The sequence below is a fragment of the Vibrio neptunius genome (assembly GCF_000967495.1).
GTDB classification, from domain to species: Bacteria; Pseudomonadota; Gammaproteobacteria; order Enterobacterales; family Vibrionaceae; genus Vibrio; species Vibrio neptunius.
Genome location: NZ_JXXU01000051.1, coordinates 1 through 20816, shown reverse-complemented (window position 1 = coordinate 20816; position 20816 = coordinate 1). Strand labels below are relative to the sequence as shown.

Below are 20816 nucleotides of genomic sequence, written 5' to 3'. Positions count from 1 at the left end.
ACCATCAGGAGGATGTAGTCACCATGCAATAAAGCCAAACTATAGTCATCCAAGAGTGGATGGTAAGAACCCTTTCCAGTGTGTTCAGTCATTAACTGAAGCTGGTTTGCAATGCCGCGGGGTTCGCTGTTATGAAGTAGATGTTCTTAGTGATTCTGGTGTCATTACCAGTTTGGATTCAACGGGGGAGACAGTTACTTTCATACGGGGGAAGCGAACTTTTTTTTGGCTTTGACGGGTGATGCGATTGAATCCATCACCCTTATTTTCTTACACTTCAATTCACCTTACCGAATTCCTACTCTTACTGCTCGCGCAATAATTCATATAATGATGGGCAGTAAAATAAAAATATTGATCGAGGGCGAGCTAGATGGCGAGTGTCACGTTAAAAAATGTATGTAAAGCTTATGGAGACGTTTTAATTTCAAAGAACGTCGATCTGGACATTCACGAAGGCGAGTTTGTTGTCTTCGTCGGTCCATCAGGCTGTGGTAAATCAACCTTGCTACGTTGTATTGCTGGTCTAGAAGATATTACTTCAGGTGACCTTTATATCGGTAAAGAACGCATGAACGATGTTGAGCCTTCTCAGCGCGGCGTCGGTATGGTTTTCCAATCTTATGCGTTGTACCCACACCTAAACCTGTACGACAACATGTCGTTTGGACTTAAGCTGGCTAAAGCCGATAAGGGTGAAATCGACAAGCGTGTTGAACACGCTGCGGATATTCTTCAACTTAGTCACCTGTTGGATCGTCAACCCAAAGCCCTTTCAGGTGGACAACGTCAGCGTGTAGCGATCGGGCGTACTCTCGTATCGCAACCGAATGTTTTCCTGCTGGACGAGCCACTGTCAAACCTAGATGCGGCCTTACGTGTTCAGATGCGTTCTGAAATCACTAAGCTTCAGCGTAAACTCGGTTGCACCATGATTTACGTGACTCACGATCAGGTAGAAGCGATGACCATGGCCGACAAGATCGTCGTGTTAGATGCAGGCTATGTGGCGCAGGTTGGTAAACCACTTGAGCTTTATCATTACCCACAAAACCGCTTTGTGGCGGGTTTTATCGGCTCACCTAAAATGAACTTTATGAGTGTCTTTATCGAAGCCGTAGAAGACGAGCGCGTCATGGTTCAACTCGCCAACGGTACCGCTTTTTGGATTCCAGTCGATGGCCGTACGGTGACCCGAGGCGAGCGCATGTCATTGGGGGTTCGCCCTGAGCACTTGCTTCCCGCCGATCAAGGGGATGCTGCTATCGAAGGTGAAATCAATATCGTTGAAAAGCTAGGCAACGAGACTCAGGTTTACATGCACATTGACGCGGCGGATGCCGATATGATCTATCGCCAACCGGATACACTTGCAGTCGAAGCTGGCGATAAACTAATGGTAGGTATTCCAGCACACCGTTGTCACTTATTCCACAGTGACGGCATGGCTTGCCGTCGCTTATACAAAGAGGCAGGAGTCGATTTCGAAGAGTAATCGACAAGCGATTATAACTACGCTCGGCTTAATGCCGGGCGTTTTTATTTCCATTACTTGATACTATTTGGGCATTGGATAACTTTTGCTCACCAATCCTGCTTCAAAGACTTAGTGAACTCGGTTGGTCTAACAAGCGAGTATAGGCATAGCATTGGCTAACAAATTGGTGCAGATACAATAAAGGGAGCCAATGTGGCTCCCTCTCGGCTCGTTTGCGACCCAAATTAAGCGCTTTCAACCTGCTTATGGCCTTCTTCAAGGTGGACAAAATCAACCAGATCATCACCCGATACCTGATAAGCCTGACCAAAGCCTTTTACAAACAGACCCTTTTCCGCTTTGAGGTTGAAAAGAACAAAATCTTGTAGTTGGCTCAGGCCATCAATGATTTCACCAAAGCGGTCTTTCATCTGACTTACCACCTGCTGCCACTGCTCTGATTCACGCTCCACGACTGTCGCGACCGCGTCGAACGTCAGTCGCTTACGTGCAAATAGCTGCTTTGACGTGTCTTCGTCTTCAATCATCATAATAGAGACATTAGGATTGACTTGCAGGTTGCGAGCGTGACGCGCAATTTCAGAAATCAATACGAAGTAACCCTCTTGGTTTTGAACAAATGGCGCGTAGCTCACGTTTGGTTGACCATCTGCATCAACGGTGGCGAGTTGAAGCGTGCGACGCTCTTGACGAAACTCTTTGATTTCTGGACCAAGACGACCTTGAAGACGCTCTTGTTTTACTTGTGGATCCATTGTGAACTCCTGAATTTTCAATACGTTTTATTTCTAATCATCTTGGCATCCGACACAATCTTTCATGCCGGTGCTCCTATTTATTTGCGTAGCTCTTGCTGCCACTGCTTGAATGTTTCTACCTGTTCGGCGATCAGCTCACGCTTTTCATTACGGCCAAGGTAAATCTTAAAAATGTTATTGCCTTGTTCACAGAAGAAGCCAAAGTAGTGGCTTTCACGCCCCATGAAGGGCTTGCTAACCAAAGCGATATTTTTCACATTGTCTAACTTAAGGTGACCATGGAGTTCACCTTCTTTACCCATCAAGTTGTAATAACCTCGGGCCAATTTGCCTTTCGGGAATGGCGCTTTCACTTCGAAGATAGAACCAAATGAATGCATTATGGTGGTCACTGGGCCAAAACCAACCAGGTTTTCCAAGAAAGACTGTGCCTGCTCTCCCGGAGCCAAAGCGATCATCTCTTCTGGCAGAGCCGCTACCGCTTCAAATTCAGAAACGTCTAGACGCTCTGCAATTGCAGCTGGGAGAAGTGTGGGTTCTTGCTCGATCAGTTGAGCGACTTGTTGTTTTAATGCTTCCATAATAATTCCACTTAGAGTGTCACTTTGTGTGACGCGATTGCTTCAGAATGAGTTTTTGCACATGGTCTTTCTGCCAAACTTCAAATGGCGTCAACTGCCAACCAAACATAACGTGACCTGTTAGTAAAAGTAGTTGATAGCGGCTAACTTCACTTTGTTTAAACGCCGCTTGGGACATAGACAAACGCGTCCAATACATGTTGCTTGGCGGTCATTTTGATGCCAGTTCATACCTCGAGGCCCTGTCTGATGTCATTGTTAGTGGCCTATCCTTTGCCCAAATTGATTGAACAAATTTATCAATTACCAACATCACATAACATCTCTCAACGCTTTTGATATAAGGGCTGACGATAAATGATCCATCAATGGCGACGATCATAAAATGGGCGAAATGATAATGCAATTGATAATTGATCTTATTTCGATTGTAAGTAATAATCTCACTCCGTGTTGTAAAAATTATTCATTCGTGAGGCTGGTAGTGAACCTAAAAAGATATGCGATAGCAGGAGGCGTTTCACTCGCTCTTCATACCGCTGTTCTCTTTGTCGCTGATGAACCAAAGCTTTATGCGATGCCTGCTGGTGCTCAGTCTTCCTCGGTCACGCTTAATTTCAGAGCTGTATCCACTCCGCAACCACCAGCCGTTACTCAACCTTTACCAGACCCTAAACCTTCAAAGCCAGTGAAAGAATCACCACCGGTAAAAGAGAAGCCGGTGGTAAAAAAGCCAGCGCCTAAGCAGAAAAAAATGGTTGAGAAACAGGTCGCTCAGAACGTTGAGAAACCTGAACAAAAAACCATTGATAAAGAACCTGATGTTAAAGACCAGCAGGAGAAAGCAAAAACGTCCAAACCCGCTGAAGTCAATCAGGGCGCGAGTCGCGAGCCCGTTTTAATCAAGAAGCCAAGTTTTCGCTCACCACCTTCTCGTCCTTCATATCCTCGATTGGCACAAAAACGCCACATAGAGGGGGTCGCTATGTACGAAGTCTGGCTGGATGAGAATGGCAATCAGGTAAAACAAGTCCTTATTTCTTCTTCCGGAGCCACTATTTTGGATAACTCTGCTCTGAAAGCCATTAAACAATGGGAATTTTCCCCAAACATCGTTAACGGTCAAAAAATGGCTTATCGAGTCAGACTACCTGTCCGTTTCAAATTGGATTAACCATGGAACAACTACATCAATTACAACAGCAGCTTGGCTTAATGACTTGGCCACTGATCATTTGTTCAGCATTGACCGTTATGATCATCACCGAGCGTTTGTTTCAAGTCATGATCAGTCTTGGCGTAGGTAAACGCGCCATTCGCCATCAACTCAACCAAATCTCCCCTAGCGACAAACAGCAACTAGAGGCCCTAGCCGAGACGCTTTCTCCGCGTCGCCCGCTTCTCTACAAAGGTGTGGCAATGCTGTTAGCTCACCATTCATTTTCCAAAGTTTTGCGTGAAGATGCGGCAGGCATGTGGCTTCAGGAAAAGCGTCATCAACTTAATTCCGGTCTGCGCTTGCTAACACTCATCGGAGTGATCAGCCCATTGATTGGTCTGCTGGGAACAGTACTTGGCCTGATTGACATGTTTAAGGGCGTAGCTGCATCAACGGGTAATATTACGCCCAATGATCTTGCTGACGGCCTAGGTTTAGCTATGCGTACCACTGCTGCTGGCCTACTGATTGCCTTACCAGCTATCGCCGGGGCTCAATTGCTTAGCCTGTGGGCTGATAAAGTGATGGCCAAACTAGAACACACCCTCAATTACGTTAACTTGTGGTTGGAAGGTATCAGTCTGCAACACGTTTCTCCTCGCGTTTCTCAACAAACTTCTATACCCGTTACCGAGGCGTCGTCATGATTAAAGTATCACAACAGAAGAGTGACTTCGGTCTTACCCCCGATCTCACTCCTCTACTGGATATTATTTTCATCGTCATGGTGTTCCTAATGCTCACCGCGGCCGTCAAGCTAGACTCGCTCGAAGTCGACTTGCCAGTCACCGACTCGCAAGCCGTTTCAGAGGTGGATAACAAATCGATCACCGTCAATATTATCAACCATGAACCTTACTGGGCAATCAATGGCAAAGAATACATTGACTGGGAGAACTTCACGCTCGCGCTACTCGAACAGCACAAATCAAATAACCAACCGATAGTGATTGGCGCAGAAAAAACCGCTGACGTGCAACACCTCGTCAAGCTGCTCGCTTTTTTACAAGAAAATGGTATTCAGGCCACACAGTTACTTACAGAAGAGTCGATAAAATAGAGTCTATTATGCTTAACAAAAAATTGATCCACGGATTGGTCGCCCTTTCTCTTTCTGCGATTGCGGCTAGCGCCATCGCCAATGAACGTATTATCAGCGCGGGTAGCGCGGTGACAGAACTTATTCTTGCTTTGGAGCAACAAAACCAACTGATTGCTGTTGATGTCACCAGCGAACTGCCACAAGAGCTTGTTCTGCCAAAGATTGGGTATCATCGCCGTTTATCGCCCGAGGGCTTGATGGCACTTAACCCAACACGCTTGATTGGTTCAGATGAAATGGGGCCAGAAACCAGTCTGAATCAACTAAGAACCGCTGGTGTTGAAGTCGATATCGTCAATACCTTACCAACCCCTGAAGGCTTACTGGCACGTATTGATGAAATTGCGGCTCTAACCGATAGCCAGAAAAACGCCCAAGCACTGAAAGCAGAGGTCAACCAGCAGATCTCAAGCCTTGAGAAAAATAAAGCGAAGACCAAGCAAGCCAAAAAAGTTCTGTTTCTGCTGCTCCATGAAGGACGCTCAGCCAACGTCGCAGGGGCAAGCACAACCCCCAACGCGATCATTGAGCTAGCCGGAGGCATTAACCCAGCAGCTGGTAAGTTGGATTCTTATAAACCTCTCTCAACCGAAGCCATGGTTGAGATGCAACCTGATGTCATTCTCGTCAGTGGCCGGAGTTATGAGAAGATGGGGGGTGCCGACGCCATTCTGGCCAAGATGCCACTCTTGGCCGCCACACCTGCAGGGCAATCAAAAAACATTATCAAAGTTGACGGCCATGCGTTGGTCGGCGGCCTTGGTTTGAAGAGTCTTTCTGAAGCTGAACGTATCAGTCACATTCTCGCTGGTGTGGAATAGTAATCCGCTTATGTTGTTACGTCGTACCCCTTTATCTGCAACGCTTTTGCTGTTTGGCTCTGTTCTAACGCTGACAGCACTGGCATCGGTAACCGTTGGCCCAATGAAGATTAGCTTTATGGACAGCGTCTACAGCCTTATCTTACGTTCCAATCAGCTTGCACCGCACATCAATATGGTTATCCACGAGATTCGCTTCCCTCGAACCGTTCTCTGTATGTTAGTCGGGGCAATACTAGCGATTTGTGGCACTGTCATGCAGGGCCTGTTTCGCAATCCATTGGCTGAACCGGGCATTATTGGTGTCTCTGCGGGCGCATCACTCGGCGCTGCGTTTGCTTTCGTCATGTTTGCCACGTTCAGCCTTGACTACCCACAGCTGATGAACTTCGCAGCCGTGCCTCTGTTTGCTTTTTTCGGTGGAGCCCTGACGACCATCATGGTCTACCGACTGGGGACCAGCAAAATGGGCACTTCTGTGACCATCATGCTGCTCGCAGGTGTCGCAATTAGTGCCCTCTCCGGTGCGGGCATCGGCTTTATGAGCTTCGTCGCCAATGACCAAATGTTGCGTGATCTATCCTTGTGGCAAATGGGCTCTCTGGCAGGAGCAAACTGGACCAGCATTGCTCTTTGTGCTGTAACCTTACTGATTCTGCTGGTAGTGTTTATGCGTAAAGCGATGCCACTCAACGCATTGCTGCTTGGCGAAGCCGAAGCGAATCATCTTGGTGTCCCTGTACAAAAGCTCAAGCGTCAATTGATATTGCTGACGGCCGTAGGCGTCGGAGTCACCGTCAGTGTGTCAGGGATGATCGGCTTTATAGGCTTGGTGATCCCTCATTTGGGAAGGATGCTTTCTGGACCAGACCACCGCAGTTTACTGCCCATCTCTGCTCTAATGGGCGCGCTGTTGCTTACCTGCGCTGATATGTTCTCTCGAGTCGCTTTCGCGCCTGCAGAACTCCCCGTAGGTATCGTCACCGCCATTATTGGTGCGCCGTTCTTTATCTATCTGTTGTTTAAACAAAAAGGCAAGATTTTGTAATGGGTGAAGTTGTACTATCCGCAAAGAACATCTCGATCAGCTTTGGTCAGCGTCAGGTTCTAGACAAGATTGATATCGAGATCAAATCAGGGGAAGTCACGGCCTTATTGGGCCCCAATGGCGCTGGAAAAAGCACGTTGCTCAAATTGCTTTGTGGTGAAATCCCGTCAAATAATGAAATTCACTACTTTGGTCAACATAAGGAAAAATGGGCAGCAAGCACCTTGGCGAAGCACCTAGGTATGCTTCCTCAACACAGCACATTGAGCTTTCCATTTTTGGCACATGAGGTCGTCGAACTCGGCGCGATACCGCTTAATTTGGCCAATAAAGAGACGCAAACACTTGCCAAAGCTTGCATGAAGATGACCGATGTCGAACATCTAGCTCAACGGCTCTACCCTTCTTTATCTGGAGGAGAAAAACAGCGCTTGCATCTGGCTCGTGTACTGGTTCAGTTAGCCCATTCAGGTGATAATAAAATCCTAATGCTCGATGAACCGACGTCCGCACTCGACTTGGCACATCAACACAATACTTTAAAGATTGCGCGCCAATTAGCGGATCAGCACAACACGGCGGTCGTGATTGTGTTGCATGATCTTAATCTGGCAGCGCAGTACTCCGATCGCCTAGTCGTGCTGCACAACGGTGATGTGGTCTGTGACGCGCCACCATGGCAAGCGCTGACACCAGAAATGATAGCGTCGGTGTATGGTTACGCCTCGATCATCAACAAACATCCGACGATGGACTTCCCCATGGTCTATCCCGCCGCATAGCATAGAGGAGCGCAACCGCGCTCCTTTTTCATCACACCCCTACACGATGTTGTGAGTTGAGTCTCTGCATCACAGCACTTTTGACCTTGGACGAAAACAGCATCAGCAACAACAAAGCAGAGGACACAGCGCATAAACAAACATAGAGAGCGCTGTAATAACTGTAAAGCTCACCCACCACACCAACGGCTAGGCTAGCAATCAACATACTCACATTGAGTAAGTTGGAGAACAGCGTCGATGCCGTTCCTAACCTGTCACGCATCATGTTTTGTAACACAACCATTCCCAATGTAGCGCAAGTGCCAATGAAGACACCATTGAATATCTGGGCGACGATCAACGTCATTTTATCTGCCGCCGTCAGCATGATCAGAAAAAACACACAACCACTCATCAAGCCAACACAGATCACTCGCACAGCGCTATACCTGGCAGCCAACTTCCCAGCGTAGAGCATAATGGGGATCTCACACAGTGCGGCAACACCGAACAAGACCCCCAGCCAATTGGCGTCTACGCTGAGCTCTTGTGATAGGTACAAAGGCATACTAACGATATACAGGTTGTTAGCAGTAAAAGCACATACAAGGACACCAGCATAGATAACGATCATTAAGTTTAACGAAGAACCCTGCGCCGGCGTTTCGTTTTGTTCCTTTAGAGGCTTCACCGCACTCCCTGGCAGGTAAAAACCAATTACCGCAATCGCCACGCTCACTATGACGGCGGAAGTCATGAAAGACGCACTGAATCCGAACTGTGCTTTGAGGACAAAGGCGATCGGAGGACCGAACACCCATGCAATAGCAATACCCGCTCTCATAATAGATAAAAAGCTCGTGCTGTCTTCGAATTGACTATCGCCGTACTCTCTTCCAAGGGCAAACAACTGACCAAAGGCAGCCCCGCTAACACTCCCAAACAAGGTCACCACCAGGATCGCCAACCAGAACTCGCGAATAAAAATAAAACTCACCACGGTCACTAGGTAGCAGCCCAAAGAAACCATCAGTATTCTTTTTCTCTGCCAACCTTGATCAGAATAACGAGCGATCATCTGCGAAACCATCACAGAACTGACCACGGCCACCACCATGTAAACTGACAACATCATGGGAGACGCCCCTATGGCTTCAACCATAAACAAACTGGAAAGAGGGTAAAAAAATGCTCCGCATAAGCCGGAGATGAAAGCGGTAACAATGAATAACATCGCGATTTTATCTTTAAACATGTGCCTGCTCTTTGTAGCAAATAGACGAAACAATACCGAGGTTTGATTCGCTTAAGTCTAATCAATCAATAACCGCCAAATTAATGGTATTCGACCTATATCTAATACTTTGCCTTCAAGAACTGCATTTTCATTGACAGCTTTCGCCTAGTCTATTTAGCCTAGTATCGCCTCAGTAAAGGACGTTACATTGAAACCGTTTATCGAAAATATCACTCACCAAGCCAGCTTCAACTGGTTGATAAAACACTTTCACTGCCCAGTTCCAAAGCAGGAATACGCCTGCCCATGGCACTATCATGCTGAATACGAACTGGTGATTTATCTCGACCCTGATCAAGTCTTCGAAGGCAATTACTTTGCTGGCGATGGCATTGGAAAAATTCAAAATCTGTCGATGTTTTTGTACGGCCCTGGGTTACCCCATATGTTGACAGGACGTTTATCCGGAGAAGGAGAAAAGTCCCACCATACGATCGTTATATGGTTGAAACATCAATGGCTTGAGCAGATACAAGAACTGATCCCAGAAGCTCGCCAGTTACAGCGATTGTTAACTGACTCTGCCTATGGCGTCGAGTTCAGTCAACCAGTCGCCCAGAATGTCCGTGATCTGGTCGAGAGCTTTGATGATCTAAACCCTCAACGCCAAGCATTGCGCATTGTCGAGATAATACTTTTGCTCACCGATGACAGCACAAGGCGCAGGTTATCCGCGTCTCCGTATTACTTACATCAATTTAAAGACGACAAAGAGTCGTACTTGCGAATTGAAGAAGCTCGGAAGTACATAGAACAGCATTACCATCAGCCGCTCAAAATAGATAACTTGTGTCAGCTTCTCCATATGAGCGAAAGCGCCATCTATCGCATGTACGAAAAACACTATGGTGTGAGCTTTTCACAACACCTCAAACAATATCGTATCGGCAAAGCCTGTGAACAACTGGCAAGCTCAGACAAGCCAATCGCACTCGTCGCAGAACTGGCAGGGTTTCACAACCTGTCTAACTTTAACCGTCAATTCAAAGCAATGAAAAACATCACGCCTTCAGCGTTTCGTAGGCAATTTAAACCATACTAGTCCGGCTTGGACATCATAGATGTCAACACTACAAACCCACCAAATGTTATGTTATAACATTTTAATACAACCATAATGCCGAACGCACCATGCCATTGAACCGCTCATTGCTGATCTTGATTGCTCTCACCTGTTTCTCCATCGCTGCACTGATTGAAATTGAGCACAACGAAAAAGCCCAATCAACCCCGACCCCGGTAACGACAGTCTCTTATCATTCACTGCCGGGGGCGATCCCCCCACCCAATCATCCCATAAAGGTGCACTACATAGTGAAAGTCGGCGATACGTTGAGCTCGATCTTCTCATCCTGGAACCTCCCTTATCATACCTTGCAGAAGGTACTGGAGGCTGACCTTACTTCGCTCAAGCTCGATACGATAAAGCCCGGCGACCATCTGGAATTTGTCATAGACGCAGATTCTCGACAACTAAAGTCACTCATTTTCCACCAAAGTCTGGTTGAGCAAGCCATTTATGAAAAAGAGACCAGCGGGCAATTCAGCTACCGCTTTGAAGAACAACCCGGACAGTGGCGTTCAAAGCTCTATTCCGGCAACATTAAGGGCAGTTTCTCGCTGACAGCTCACAAACTAGGCTTAACAACCACACAGATCGCTAACATGACTCGCGTCTTGAGAGATAAAGTCAACTTCGCGCGCGATCTGCGCGCTGGCGACTCCTTTAACATTCTGGTCAATGAACAGTATTTGGCGACACATAAAACCGGCAATACCGAAATTGAAGGCATCTCATTGACAATAAGAGGCAAAGAGGTCGCTGCGTTTCTAGCACCAGATGGCCGCTTCTATGACAGGCAAGGCAATAGCCTAGAGCAGGCCTTTGACCGATTCCCAGTTACACGCGCCTATCGAAGAATCACCTCACCTTTTAACCCAAAAAGAAAACATCCCGTTACGGGCCGAATCTCTCCCCACAACGGCACCGATTTCGCAACGCCAGTCGGAACACCTATCTATTCGACGGGCGACGGTAAAGTGATTGCGATCAGAAATCACCCCTATGCAGGTAAGTATCTGGTTATAGAGCACAACAGCGTTTATAAAACACGCTACCTTCACCTTAGCCGCTTTCTTGTTAAGAAAGGGCAACACGTTAAGCGAGGCCAGAAAATTGCACTCTCTGGCGCAACAGGACGCCTGACAGGGCCACACCTTCATTTCGAAGTGTTGGTGCGAAACAAAGCGGTCGATCCAATGAAAGCCAACCTGCCTCTTGCGACCTCCATTCCGAAGAGTATGTCCCAAGCGTTTACGGTTAGAATGGCCAGATTTGATGACAAAGTAGCTGCGAAGAATGAACTCGTCACGACAGACGCATAACATTCGATTCAGCAACGTTGGCAATTAGGGACCACTCATTCTCATTACAAGCGTCAGGACATTGATGAACTAGACTAGGTTAGCTTAGTTCTTCTTAATAGGCGCTCACTCTCAGGCATAACCCCGTAATGCCGACCAACTATGCTCGGTGAGCTATTCGATAATATCCCAACAAATGTTAGCAATCACAAACTGTGCTTCGCCCTCTATAGAGAGCAGGAATGGCGTATCAACACAGCTTAATTCATCCTCATCATTGACTAAATCAGAACAAGGAACAATAACTTGTGTAAATTCACCCACAGGGATGTTAAAAGCTTCCGTCAAATCGACATAAAGCCCGTGTGGTCTGATCGTTTCTCCTAACGATTTTTGTAAGCTAAGGTGAATGCGAGCATTGGAGTGCTTCACTCTTTTTACTTCAAACCTGACGACACCGTTACCTCTAAAATGAGATAAGTCTTCAGCTTGATCGCTGGCTGGCTGAATGTAAGCCATACCTCCCGGAGATTGAATGGTAAGTTCAACGGCATCTTGCTGCTGCTGATAATTGTAGGGTTTACTGTTGATATGACTTAACGACACTGTATTATTGCGTGACACATCGGCCCCCATCCAATGCTTAATGTCGGCTATTTTGAGCAGGTAGTCTCCCACAGATGCTTGAATGCCATACATATGCTGAGCCTGCATCGCCGTGTTGGCTTCAGACTCGGTTTCGGTATCGAACACAAGGTTGTCGAGGTCTTTACTGCGTGTTTGGTTACTGTAGCTTAACCCATAGCCGTACTCGAACAACGGCGTATGTTCGCCATGAGGCGGCTGCTCGATTTCTGGCACAACATAGTCAGGTATATGAGAGGGGGTCACATTCACCGCTGTGCTACGTTTTGTATTCGGCCAACTGAAAGAAAGCTTGCCACAAAAGTCGCCCCTTGGCTGACCCGTGCTATCGCCCACCAGTATGTCGGTTATCCCTTTCCCTTCGCTACCCGGCAGGAAGGCCGCGACAAAGGCATCTGACCGAGCGATTTGCTCATTGACATAAAGCGGTCTTCCACTAAAAAAGACACTAATGACTTTCACGCCAGCGTGATGGAGCTTATCAATCCACCGACAGTCTTGAGCATAGCTGCGCTTCAAGGTCGCGAAGTCCAAACTTTGCCACGCTTTGATATCACCCATCATTTCTGCATAAGGATCTTCACCAAACGCTACTATCGCAATATCGCTCGCTTTATAGTCTGAGTTTAGATAAGGGTCGTACGTCACCTTATCTGCCCCTAACTCTTGCTCCAATGCCATTTTAAGTGTGGTTGCCCCAGGAAAGTCATCCAAGCTGTTTTCATCTCCTTGCCACGTCAAGTTCCATCCGCCCGTTTGCTTTTGAATATCGTTGGCCGCACTGCCAGTCAACAATATCTTCTGGGAACTATGAAGCGGCAATATATCCCCTTTGTTTTTCAGTAACACCAATGACTTTCTGACCGCTTCTCGCGCCGTTTCTCGGTGTGAGATTGCACCGAGCACGGATTGCTGACCCGCATACTGACGCTGCGTCGGCGCTGGCTTGTCCCACAGTCCCGCACGCATTTTTACGCGCAGAATTCGCCTCACAGCATCGTCGATGCGCGCCTGTGGGATCTCCCCTTTTTTCACCCCTTCCAACGCGTTGTGATATACCGCTAACCAATGCTCACGAATTGGCACCATCAACACGTCATTGCCCGCATTAATCGCATAGTTTGCGTTGCCGTCACTGCATAGACTTACCTCAGCATGACCGTGCCAGTCAGTGACAACCAAGCCGTCAAAACCCATCTTTTTCTTAAGTACATCATGAATTAAATACTTACTGCCATGAACTTTGTCGTTGTACGACTCTGCGTGTTCAGAGCTGTGGTCATAGTTCGCCTTGTTCGCCCAGCTATTGAACGATGACATCACCACCTGAGCACCTGCTTCTAAGCCGCTGAAATAGCCCATAGCGTGAATATTACGTAAATGATCTTCGCTGTAGTTGTTTACTCCCCGATCAACCCCGGCTTTCGTACCACCGTCGCCTACCCAGTGCTTAACGTTCGAGAGGACATGCGCTTGATCTTTTAACTCATCTTGTGTTCCTTGTAAGCCTTTGACCATTTCTCTAGCGTATTGAAAAGTAATTTGTGGATCTTCAGAATAGCCTTCGTAAACACGCCCCCAACGTAAATCACGAGGTGTCGCCACCGTTGGCGCAAATGTCCAATCCAGACCCGTTGCAACAATCTCTAACGCAGTAATACGACCAATGCGTCTAATTAACTCCGGATCACGAGCGCAGCCCAAGCCAATATTGTGAGGGAAGACAGTCGCTCCAAAAGCATTGTTGTGCCCATGAACCGCGTCCGTCGCCCAAACAAAAGGAATCGTAAAAGGGCGATCAACGAACATCTCTTGTGTGGCGTGCCAAAATTCATCTGCTTTCTCAGCCCACTCTTGGGCCGAAGCGCGTTTGTTGTCGTTCGGCCATGCCCCTCCACCATTGAGAATCGAACCGAACTTATACTGCTTAAATTCTTCAATCGTCACTTCTCGAATTTCTGGCTGAATCATCTGACCAATTTTCTCTTCTAGTGTCATCTGTTGGACGATTAATGCAATCGCAGATTCAATTGCCGGATCCACAGCGACTTCAGATACCAGTTGTGGCCAGTCGGAGTAATATGGAAGCGATTTATGTTCGTTGTGCATGAGACCTTCCTATTCGAGTAGATTAAGACACACATTGTCTTGCTCTGTGGTTTTCACCCTAGACGAACCATAGTAGACTGTTTTATTACGTAAAAAGACGAAAAATGCGACAATAAAAAGTAATCTTGCGACATGATTGAAAAATACAAGCTTGCCACTCACCAAAAACATCCTCATCTTGGCTTTGCCTATGTCGATGGCGATCATAAAAGCGACTTTGCGATGCATACGCATGATTTTTCTGAGCTTTTCTTAGTTACTAGTGGGAGGGGCGTTCATAATGTCGCCACACATCAGTATCCGCTGCAAGCTGGCGATGTATTTGTTATCAATGGCGATACTGAGCATGGCTTTCAAGATGTTGAACAGTTAAAACTTATCAACCTAATGTTTGATGCCAACAATCCGTTTTTTGAATCATCAACAATGCGATGTCTTGCTGGCTACCAAGCTTTATTCAAGATTGAGCCGTTCGTACGTCTCACCTCTGATTACCAAGCTAAGCTGACCCTAACAGGCGCAGATCTAGCGACGGTCATCCGTCTATTAGAACAAATTAGGAAAGAATATGAGCGGGCAGAATCTGGTTTTGAGATTATGATCAGTGGAACCATGCAGCAATTGATCGTTCACTTAGCAAGAATCTATCAAAACCAGCAAAGCGCTCTACCCACTACCACCTTGGCTTTAGGTCGCGCCATTGCATACATAGAGCAAAATTTTCACACCATTGAGATATCGAGTGAACAAATCGCTAGGCATGCGTTTATCAGTAAGCGGCAACTTGAAAGACTGTTTCGCCAATTCTTTAACACGTCGCCCACTAGGTATGTCAGAACTCTGCAACTAAATTTCGCCCAGACACTGCTGCTGAGTGGCGAAAAAAAATCAATTCAATCCGTGGCTGAACAAAGTGGATTTAGTGATAGCAACTACTTTTCTAAGTGTTTTAAACACGCTTACAACATCACTCCTAGGCAGTATAGAACCCAGAATAGGCATCAATATAGCGAGTGACGTATGGCCTTTCATAAGCGGTTTGCCCAAAAAGAAAAAGGCCGCTTAAATAAGCGGCAGCATAAACGAGAAAGACATCCCCAATCTTTCTCGTCCATCGCAACATCACCTTTGCATCAGCCCATATTGAAGAGGATGATGAGGCTAGGTAAACGGTAAGCCTGATAGAACATCAGACTCAAGGTATGACTGTTCGTAAAGGTGCTTTACCACCACATATCAGCTTGAATACCGACGATAAGATCGGCTTTATCACGTGTATCACCATCGAGATATGTTGCTAAGAAGCGCAGCTCTGGCACAGGACCGAAACCTGTATTGACGTTGATGGTTGGTGCAACCGTAAACTTGTAGTCATAACTCGTTGTTGTCACATCAGATACACTTTCAGCATGGTTGTACTGGTAACCCGCTTCCGTAGCAATAAAGAAATTCTGACTCACTGGGAAGGTAGGGCGAAGCATAGCTGATGCCCAGCTATCTGTACTACCGTCATCCATATCGTTGTATTGGCCTTGGATAGAGTGGAATACGCTCACACCGTTCTCAAAGAAATATCCCCCCCAAACCAATGCACGAGCTGAAACATCACCACTATTGGCCGCTTTAACACAAGAAGTGCCACAACCACTACTGGTAATTTTCCATGATGTGGCATTGTTGCCTGGTTTGTAAGTATTGTAAGTGGTGAGTGTACCACCCAGTAATTGGCCAGAGCCCAAACCTTTACCTACTTGACCTATATATTTAGTAAAGCCTTTTTCAGAGAGCCCAAATACGCTATCAGCGTGATAGATCGCAGTGAGGTCCATACCATTGCTGGTGTATTGGTTCTGGACATTGTTCTCTTCAATGATGTTGTCAGGCAGGTACTTGAGCATAGCATGTAGCTCAACGCTACCTAAGCTTACTCCTGTGTGCAAAGCATGCATAATATTGTTACTGTCACCCCAGAAATTTGTATCGCCAGAGTCATCACTCGCTATATAAGCAAAGTCCCATTTATTGCCTCCAAGCTCTACACCTTCGATACCTACACCTGTACCAGACATATCGGTATAGAAGAAGTCGGTCATAAATATATAGTTATCTTTACCGTAGAAGCGCTTTCCTCCCCAGACAATACCAGTATCACTAACGCCTTCAAACTCAGCAAAAGTTTCAATCATGCCAATCTCGCTATTAGCTGCATCAGCGTTCGCGCCCAACTGGTTTGTCGAATACTTGGTATTGTTGGCACCGGCACGGGTTTTAATACGGATTTTTTGTCCTTCTTCGTTTTCAAGGTTCTTCTGCAGTGCCAACTCAAAATGATTGTCTGACTCAAGACCAAGGCGACCAAGCCTCTCTTTAGAGCCAGGAAACTTTGAACGTTTAAAATCATCATTTTTGCTAAATAACACACCAGCACGGAAATAACCGTGGAACTCAAAGCCATCTGATTGTTCTGCAAAAGTGGGTAGAGAAGTGAATCCAGTAGAGATGGCTAAACACGCAAAGGTAAGCTTTGATAGTTTCATTGTAACTCCATTATTTGTAGGGCACGCAAAAAGAAAGCGCTTTCTTTTGTTTTTTTAAAATAAACAAGTTTCAGCGCTGTAGGGGGCCACTAACTGGGTTCAGCCACTAAATATGCGACTAATATAGGTCAATGGAGCGTTTTCACTTGTTGTGTCACTCAGAATATCGAAATTCAACCACCACAAAAAGCCATTTAGATCACAAAGAAACCGCTTTCTTTCTATATTGATCACAATTATGCATACTTGTAGATTGAGCACATGCAAAAAGCCATGCGGCTGCATGGCTTTTGTATCATATGTTTATAATTAGCGCTTATGCCACCTAATATTGTCGATCTTGAAAGACATAGGGCCAGTAGGCTCAAACACAAGCAAATTGTTGACTCGTGTAGGATCAACCGCGCTTCCAGCTTGATATCGATTGCCGCGAGCCACTAACTCAGACAAAACAATATCGACCGTCTGCCACTGGTTAGATTGCTCAAGTTTAACCGTAATATCACTAGTCAATGGCCAGCCGCTATCCACTTTCACTAAGAGCTCTGTGCCTGCCTCTATAAAATCAACTTGGATATCAAACGTCAACACACCAGTCTCTAACCAATGTGTGATATTGGTTTCCGGTGAGCGAAAATAAAGGTTGCCAACATCACCAGATTTGATGATCGACAGTACTTGCCCTCTTCCTGCTTCTTTGGTCAATTGGTGCTCTATCACGTTGTTTGGATCATAACTGTCATAAGCCAAACTCGGATGCAATTCATCGACAAAGACATCTAGCTCGGAACCATCGGCATAAGTTGTATCTTGTGCAATTATTCCCGGAGCTTGATGGCCCTCAACCAAAATCGCTTCTTCTGCAGATACACTACATCCTTTGCCTTTCCAGCGATCAACAGAGCAGCGATAAACTTTAACAAAATCAACCAGCATTGTGACAGGGAAGATAGTTTCATCAACGCCTGTCTCATTAGTTTGTCCCGCCCAGCTACCGCCAATGGCAAGGTTCAAAATGAGGTGGAACTTCTCGTTGAATGGCGCAAAACTATGGGCGTCAACCCGCTTACCATCTTGCACGTACTGAGAGTACCAGCCATGGTGGGTTTGCGTGGCATAGTGAATATCATCGACATACCAACGAATCTCACCTTCTTCCCACTCTATCGCATAAGTATGAAAGTCATCAGCAGGGTTTAGTCCATCGGGTAGTATAAACGCGGCTCCACTGCTTACATTATTAGGCCACTCTGAGCCGTAATGAAGGGTACCGTGTACACGCCGTTCTAATTCACCTTCCTTTGCATTTGGTGAATCAGATTGCGCTTTTAAATTCACTGCCTCGACAATATCTATTTCACCTGATGCAGCCCAAGCTCCGTACTTGTTTTCTGATGGTAACATCCATATGGCAGGCCAGGTTCCTTGCCCAGCAGGCAGTTTAGCTCGCACTTCCACACGACCGTATTTAAAGTCACGCTTACCCAACGTTCTCAATCGAGCACTGGTGTACGGCATAGTTTGATAAGGCCCATCTAGATTACCTTGGGGGTCGGCGGAACCGGTATAGGTTTCTTCCTTGGCAACGATATGCAAATAACCATCGCTGACAAATGCATTATCTGAGCGAGCAGTGTAGCATTGAAGTTCGTTGTTACCGCCTCCCCAACAATTCTCCTCAAATGACCAGTTGCGCTTGCTAATGGCTTTGCCTTCGAATTGCTCCTCCCAGACTAACTGCCAATCACTACTGGGGGTGATCTGTGCACCATGTTGAGATGATATGGGAACACGAGCGGTCGCAGCACTAGAGCAGCTCGAAAGCACAACGGCACTAGCTAAAGAAAATAAAAGAGACTTTGCATGAGTAGTTTTGAACATTGTGGGTCCTTTGTTAATGCTAAAAAGCACGCAACACTTGTTTAAGACCGATTTATGTCCCCTACTCCACAAAAAGGTTTTACTTAGAGTTCACGCGGTATGAAAAATCAGGCCAGATATTACTCATTTTTTCTGCTAAAAATACTTGACTCAACTCACAAAGAAAGCGCTTTCTTTGGATTTGCATCACAGATACTGGGTATACTTTTCAGACTTCGTAGTACAAGACTCATTAGAGGTGTAAAACTAACGCTTCATCTAATCGATTACCGCCTAGCAAACACCATCATGCTTACAAAGCGTGCTGAAACTTGTTTCCGCACAGGGCGTATTGGTCAAAGTTTCATTCATACAGAGATAAGTATCTTGATCACAATTAAAGAAGTAGCAGAGTTGGCAAAAGTCTCACAGTCAACAGTATCTCGCGCGATCAACGGCCATCCTACGGTCAAAGAGAGCAATCGTCAGAAAGTCTTTGAAGCGATTGAGCAGCTAGGATATCAACCCAATACTTTTGCCCAAGCTCTCGCTTCCAGCCGCTCTAACAGTATTGGGATGTTAGTTGGATCGCTGGATGGCCCCTTTTACGGTCCATTGATGCATCATACCGAAGATACCGTCAGAACAAATAACAACCATCTCATCGTTACCAGTGGCCAGGAATCTTTGCAGAAAGAACGCGAGTCGATTGACTTTCTCCGCTCTAAACGTGTCGATGGCTTTATTCTTCATTCCGATATGCTGTCAGACGATGAGCTTATCGATGTGGTTAGGCAGAATCCTGCGACGATCATCTTAAATCGTTACATTCCAGATATTGCCGATAACTGTATCTACATCGATAACGAACTAGGTGGATACATAGCAACAAAACATCTGCTTGAGTGCGGTCATACAAAAGTCGGCTGTATTACAGGGCAATTGAGTAAAGGCGATAGCCGCGATCGTCTGCAAGGCTATCGAATGGCACTGGCTGAGTTTGGCATTGAGTACAACACTAGTTATGTTATTGAGGGGCGTTTTGATCATGATGGTAACCACGAACGTGCCCGCCGCCTGATGGATAGAGCACCTGAATTGACGGCAATTTTCTGTCAAAACGACAATATTGCAATTTCTGTTTATGATGTCGCCGCAGAACGCAATATCAAAATTGGTAAAGACCTGTCTATTGTTGGTTTTGATAACGACTATCACAGCTCACATATCAGACCACGGCTAACGACTGTGAACTTCCCCGTACAAGAAATGGGGCGAGAAGCTGCCAAATGCGTATTGGCGAAGGTCAAGGAATCAGCGCACGAGGCCAAACATATCCTCAACCCTGAAATGGTCGAGAGAGACTCGGTGTACACGATTAAATAAAGGCAATAAGCCTGTCCAATGCGCTCACAACGCCTCGCTTTAACGGACTGTATTCAATAGCCTTCTGGTAAAAACGGGTTATTCAATTGGATCTGTGTTCGGTTCTGCAAGTTAGATTGCTCAATCACTTTACCAAAATAGCGCTGATAAAGTGCTTCAAGTTCACCCGTTTGTCTTATTCTCTCTAAGCCTTCTGACAGCATATCAGCCAATGTCGGTTGCTGCTTATTGACATAGAAAACCAAAGGAAACGGGTAATTCAGCTGAAGAGTGGGTTCAATTGCTAAATCTTGAGTAAATTCAGGGAAATCATTCAATACATCCTGCGCTTCAGAGACTCCTAACGTCACGTAGTCTACTTTCTCTTCTTTTATCCATCCCAACATCTGCCTTAAGCTACCCTGTTCAATAACATGATAGCTATTGGCACGAAAAAGCTCCGCATCAACCCAGGTAGAGGGGACACCTAACTTCATCTGTTTAAGGGCACCTTCATTAAGACGTGCAAACTCTGTTAGCCGATTGCTCTTGACCACCAATAATCGACGACCCAACAAACCGAAACACAATGGCTTTTTAACTTCAATGAATGAGCGGCCTTCGAACTTTCGGTTTCCTGCGACAGTAATTAAGGCACTTACTCCACGTTCAAGCACCCTGCCTTCGTCTTCAGCATTTGGATAATCGGTTTGGTCATTAACCAACCCTTTGTCCTCATGGCGTTTGGATAGCACAAGATTGATCAGTTCCCATTCATAGCGCTGTCTCACAGCGGTCTTATTCCCGTTCCAAAACTTGATCATGGTTTTTATATGAACGCTTTCCCA

The 20816-nt window shown here is 46.2% G+C and carries 18 protein-coding genes; 11 read left to right on the top strand and 7 right to left on the bottom strand.

The features are described from left to right. Positions 1-373 precede the first annotated feature (373 nt). On the top strand, positions 374-1495 hold the full coding sequence (gene malK / locus TW84_RS18465; RefSeq protein WP_045977098.1) for a maltose/maltodextrin ABC transporter ATP-binding protein MalK: 1122 nt from the start codon (positions 374-376) through the stop codon (positions 1493-1495). Between the two features lie 227 nt (positions 1496-1722). Here malK and hutZ read toward each other — a convergent pair whose 3' ends face one another. Further along, positions 1723-2253, bottom strand: a complete 531-nt coding sequence (gene hutZ, locus TW84_RS18460) for a heme utilization protein HutZ (RefSeq protein ID WP_045977097.1) — start codon at positions 2251-2253, stop codon at positions 1723-1725. Positions 2254-2333: 80 nt separating this feature from the next. Then, positions 2334-2837 carry a heme utilization cystosolic carrier protein HutX gene (hutX, locus tag TW84_RS18455; protein WP_045977096.1) on the bottom strand — a complete coding sequence of 168 codons (504 nt, stop codon included), beginning with the start codon at positions 2835-2837 and terminating at the stop codon, positions 2334-2336. A gap of 484 nt (positions 2838-3321) precedes the next feature. Between hutX and TW84_RS18450 the strand changes: the two genes are divergently transcribed. From TW84_RS18450 to TW84_RS18425, 6 genes are read left to right on the top strand one after another with little or no spacing between them, the layout of a single operon-like run. Then, complete coding sequence (locus tag TW84_RS18450; protein WP_045977107.1) at positions 3322-4011, top strand: energy transducer TonB; 690 nt, start codon at positions 3322-3324, stop codon at positions 4009-4011. Between the two features lie 2 nt (positions 4012-4013). Next, a complete protein-coding gene (locus TW84_RS18445; RefSeq protein WP_045977095.1) occupies positions 4014-4703 on the top strand; it encodes a MotA/TolQ/ExbB proton channel family protein in 690 nt (229 codons plus the stop codon). Then, on the top strand, positions 4700-5116 hold the full coding sequence (locus TW84_RS18440; protein ID WP_045977094.1) for an ExbD/TolR family protein: 417 nt from the start codon (positions 4700-4702) through the stop codon (positions 5114-5116). Before TW84_RS18445 ends, TW84_RS18440 begins: the two co-directional genes overlap by 4 nt. Positions 5117-5124: 8 nt before the next feature. After that, positions 5125-5979 carry a heme/hemin ABC transporter substrate-binding protein gene (locus tag TW84_RS18435; RefSeq protein ID WP_045977093.1) on the top strand — a complete coding sequence of 285 codons (855 nt, stop codon included), beginning with the start codon at positions 5125-5127 and terminating at the stop codon, positions 5977-5979. A 10-nt stretch (positions 5980-5989) separates the two neighbouring features. Beyond that, positions 5990-7027, top strand: a complete 1038-nt coding sequence (locus TW84_RS18430) for a FecCD family ABC transporter permease (protein ID WP_045977092.1) — start codon at positions 5990-5992, stop codon at positions 7025-7027. Beyond that, positions 7027-7809 (top strand): heme ABC transporter ATP-binding protein, encoded by a 783-nt coding sequence (locus tag TW84_RS18425; RefSeq protein ID WP_045977091.1) that lies wholly within the window; start codon positions 7027-7029, stop codon positions 7807-7809. Before TW84_RS18430 ends, TW84_RS18425 begins: the two co-directional genes overlap by 1 nt. Positions 7810-7840: 31 nt before the next feature. On the opposite strand, the gene TW84_RS18420 is transcribed toward TW84_RS18425, so the two are convergent. Beyond that, positions 7841-9046 carry a sugar efflux transporter gene (locus TW84_RS18420; RefSeq protein WP_045977090.1) on the bottom strand — a complete coding sequence of 402 codons (1206 nt, stop codon included), beginning with the start codon at positions 9044-9046 and terminating at the stop codon, positions 7841-7843. Between the two features lie 190 nt (positions 9047-9236). On the opposite strand from TW84_RS18420, the gene TW84_RS18415 reads away from it, so the two are divergent. Both TW84_RS18415 and TW84_RS18410 read left to right on the top strand, forming a co-directional pair. Next, positions 9237-10130, top strand: a complete 894-nt coding sequence (locus TW84_RS18415; RefSeq protein ID WP_045977089.1) for a helix-turn-helix domain-containing protein — start codon at positions 9237-9239, stop codon at positions 10128-10130. Positions 10131-10219: 89 nt separating this feature from the next. Next, positions 10220-11473: a peptidoglycan DD-metalloendopeptidase family protein gene (locus TW84_RS18410; protein ID WP_045977088.1), complete on the top strand. Its 1254-nt coding sequence runs from the start codon at positions 10220-10222 to the stop codon at positions 11471-11473. A 153-nt stretch (positions 11474-11626) separates the two neighbouring features. Here the strand turns inward: TW84_RS18410 and TW84_RS18405 are convergent, their stop codons facing one another. After that, positions 11627-14206, bottom strand: coding sequence for a glycoside hydrolase family 3 protein (locus TW84_RS18405; protein WP_045977087.1), 2580 nt, complete (start codon positions 14204-14206; stop codon positions 11627-11629). Positions 14207-14338: 132 nt separating this feature from the next. Between TW84_RS18405 and TW84_RS18400 the strand changes: the two genes are divergently transcribed. Further along, positions 14339-15223, top strand: a complete 885-nt coding sequence (locus TW84_RS18400) for a helix-turn-helix domain-containing protein (RefSeq protein WP_045977086.1) — start codon at positions 14339-14341, stop codon at positions 15221-15223. 206 nt (positions 15224-15429) lie between these two features. Here the strand turns inward: TW84_RS18400 and TW84_RS18395 are convergent, their stop codons facing one another. Continuing rightward, the gene (locus tag TW84_RS18395; RefSeq protein WP_045977085.1) at positions 15430-16743 is read right to left on the bottom strand and encodes a carbohydrate porin; all 1314 of its coding nucleotides are present in this window, start codon (positions 16741-16743) and stop codon (positions 15430-15432) included. Between the two features lie 309 nt (positions 16744-17052). Next, positions 17053-18624 (bottom strand): glycoside hydrolase family 16 protein, encoded by a 1572-nt coding sequence (locus TW84_RS18390; protein WP_045977084.1) that lies wholly within the window; start codon positions 18622-18624, stop codon positions 17053-17055. Between the two features lie 366 nt (positions 18625-18990). Here TW84_RS18390 and TW84_RS18385 point away from each other — a divergent pair, with 366 nt between their 5' ends. Continuing rightward, on the top strand, positions 18991-19989 hold the full coding sequence (locus TW84_RS18385; protein ID WP_045977106.1) for a LacI family DNA-binding transcriptional regulator: 999 nt from the start codon (positions 18991-18993) through the stop codon (positions 19987-19989). Between the two features lie 53 nt (positions 19990-20042). Here TW84_RS18385 and TW84_RS18380 read toward each other — a convergent pair. Beyond that, positions 20043-20816 (bottom strand): type 2 periplasmic-binding domain-containing protein (locus tag TW84_RS18380; RefSeq protein WP_338061759.1); only part of this gene is annotated, 774 nt, incomplete at its 5' end.

Excerpts from the sequence above, each read along its gene's own strand:
- TW84_RS18435 (WP_045977093.1), top strand. The coding sequence starts at position 5,125 with ATGCTTAACAAAAAATTGATCCACGGATTGGTCGCCCTTTCTCTTTCT.
- TW84_RS18425 (WP_045977091.1), top strand. The coding sequence starts at position 7,027 with ATGGGTGAAGTTGTACTATCCGCAAAGAACATCTCGATCAGCTTTGGT.
- TW84_RS18440 (WP_045977094.1), top strand. The coding sequence starts at position 4,700 with ATGATTAAAGTATCACAACAGAAGAGTGACTTCGGTCTTACCCCCGAT.
- hutZ (WP_045977097.1), bottom strand. The coding sequence starts at position 2,253 with ATGGATCCACAAGTAAAACAAGAGCGTCTTCAAGGTCGTCTTGGTCCA.
- hutX (WP_045977096.1), bottom strand. The coding sequence starts at position 2,837 with ATGGAAGCATTAAAACAACAAGTCGCTCAACTGATCGAGCAAGAACCC.
- TW84_RS18430 (WP_045977092.1), top strand. The coding sequence starts at position 5,990 with ATGTTGTTACGTCGTACCCCTTTATCTGCAACGCTTTTGCTGTTTGGC.
- TW84_RS18420 (WP_045977090.1), bottom strand. The coding sequence starts at position 9,046 with ATGTTTAAAGATAAAATCGCGATGTTATTCATTGTTACCGCTTTCATC.
- TW84_RS18390 (WP_045977084.1), bottom strand. The coding sequence starts at position 18,624 with ATGTTCAAAACTACTCATGCAAAGTCTCTTTTATTTTCTTTAGCTAGT.
- TW84_RS18400 (WP_045977086.1), top strand. The coding sequence starts at position 14,339 with ATGATTGAAAAATACAAGCTTGCCACTCACCAAAAACATCCTCATCTT.
- TW84_RS18445 (WP_045977095.1), top strand. The coding sequence starts at position 4,014 with ATGGAACAACTACATCAATTACAACAGCAGCTTGGCTTAATGACTTGG.
- malK (WP_045977098.1), top strand. The coding sequence starts at position 374 with ATGGCGAGTGTCACGTTAAAAAATGTATGTAAAGCTTATGGAGACGTT.
- TW84_RS18410 (WP_045977088.1), top strand. The coding sequence starts at position 10,220 with ATGCCATTGAACCGCTCATTGCTGATCTTGATTGCTCTCACCTGTTTC.
- TW84_RS18395 (WP_045977085.1), bottom strand. The coding sequence starts at position 16,743 with ATGAAACTATCAAAGCTTACCTTTGCGTGTTTAGCCATCTCTACTGGA.
- TW84_RS18405 (WP_045977087.1), bottom strand. The coding sequence starts at position 14,206 with ATGCACAACGAACATAAATCGCTTCCATATTACTCCGACTGGCCACAA.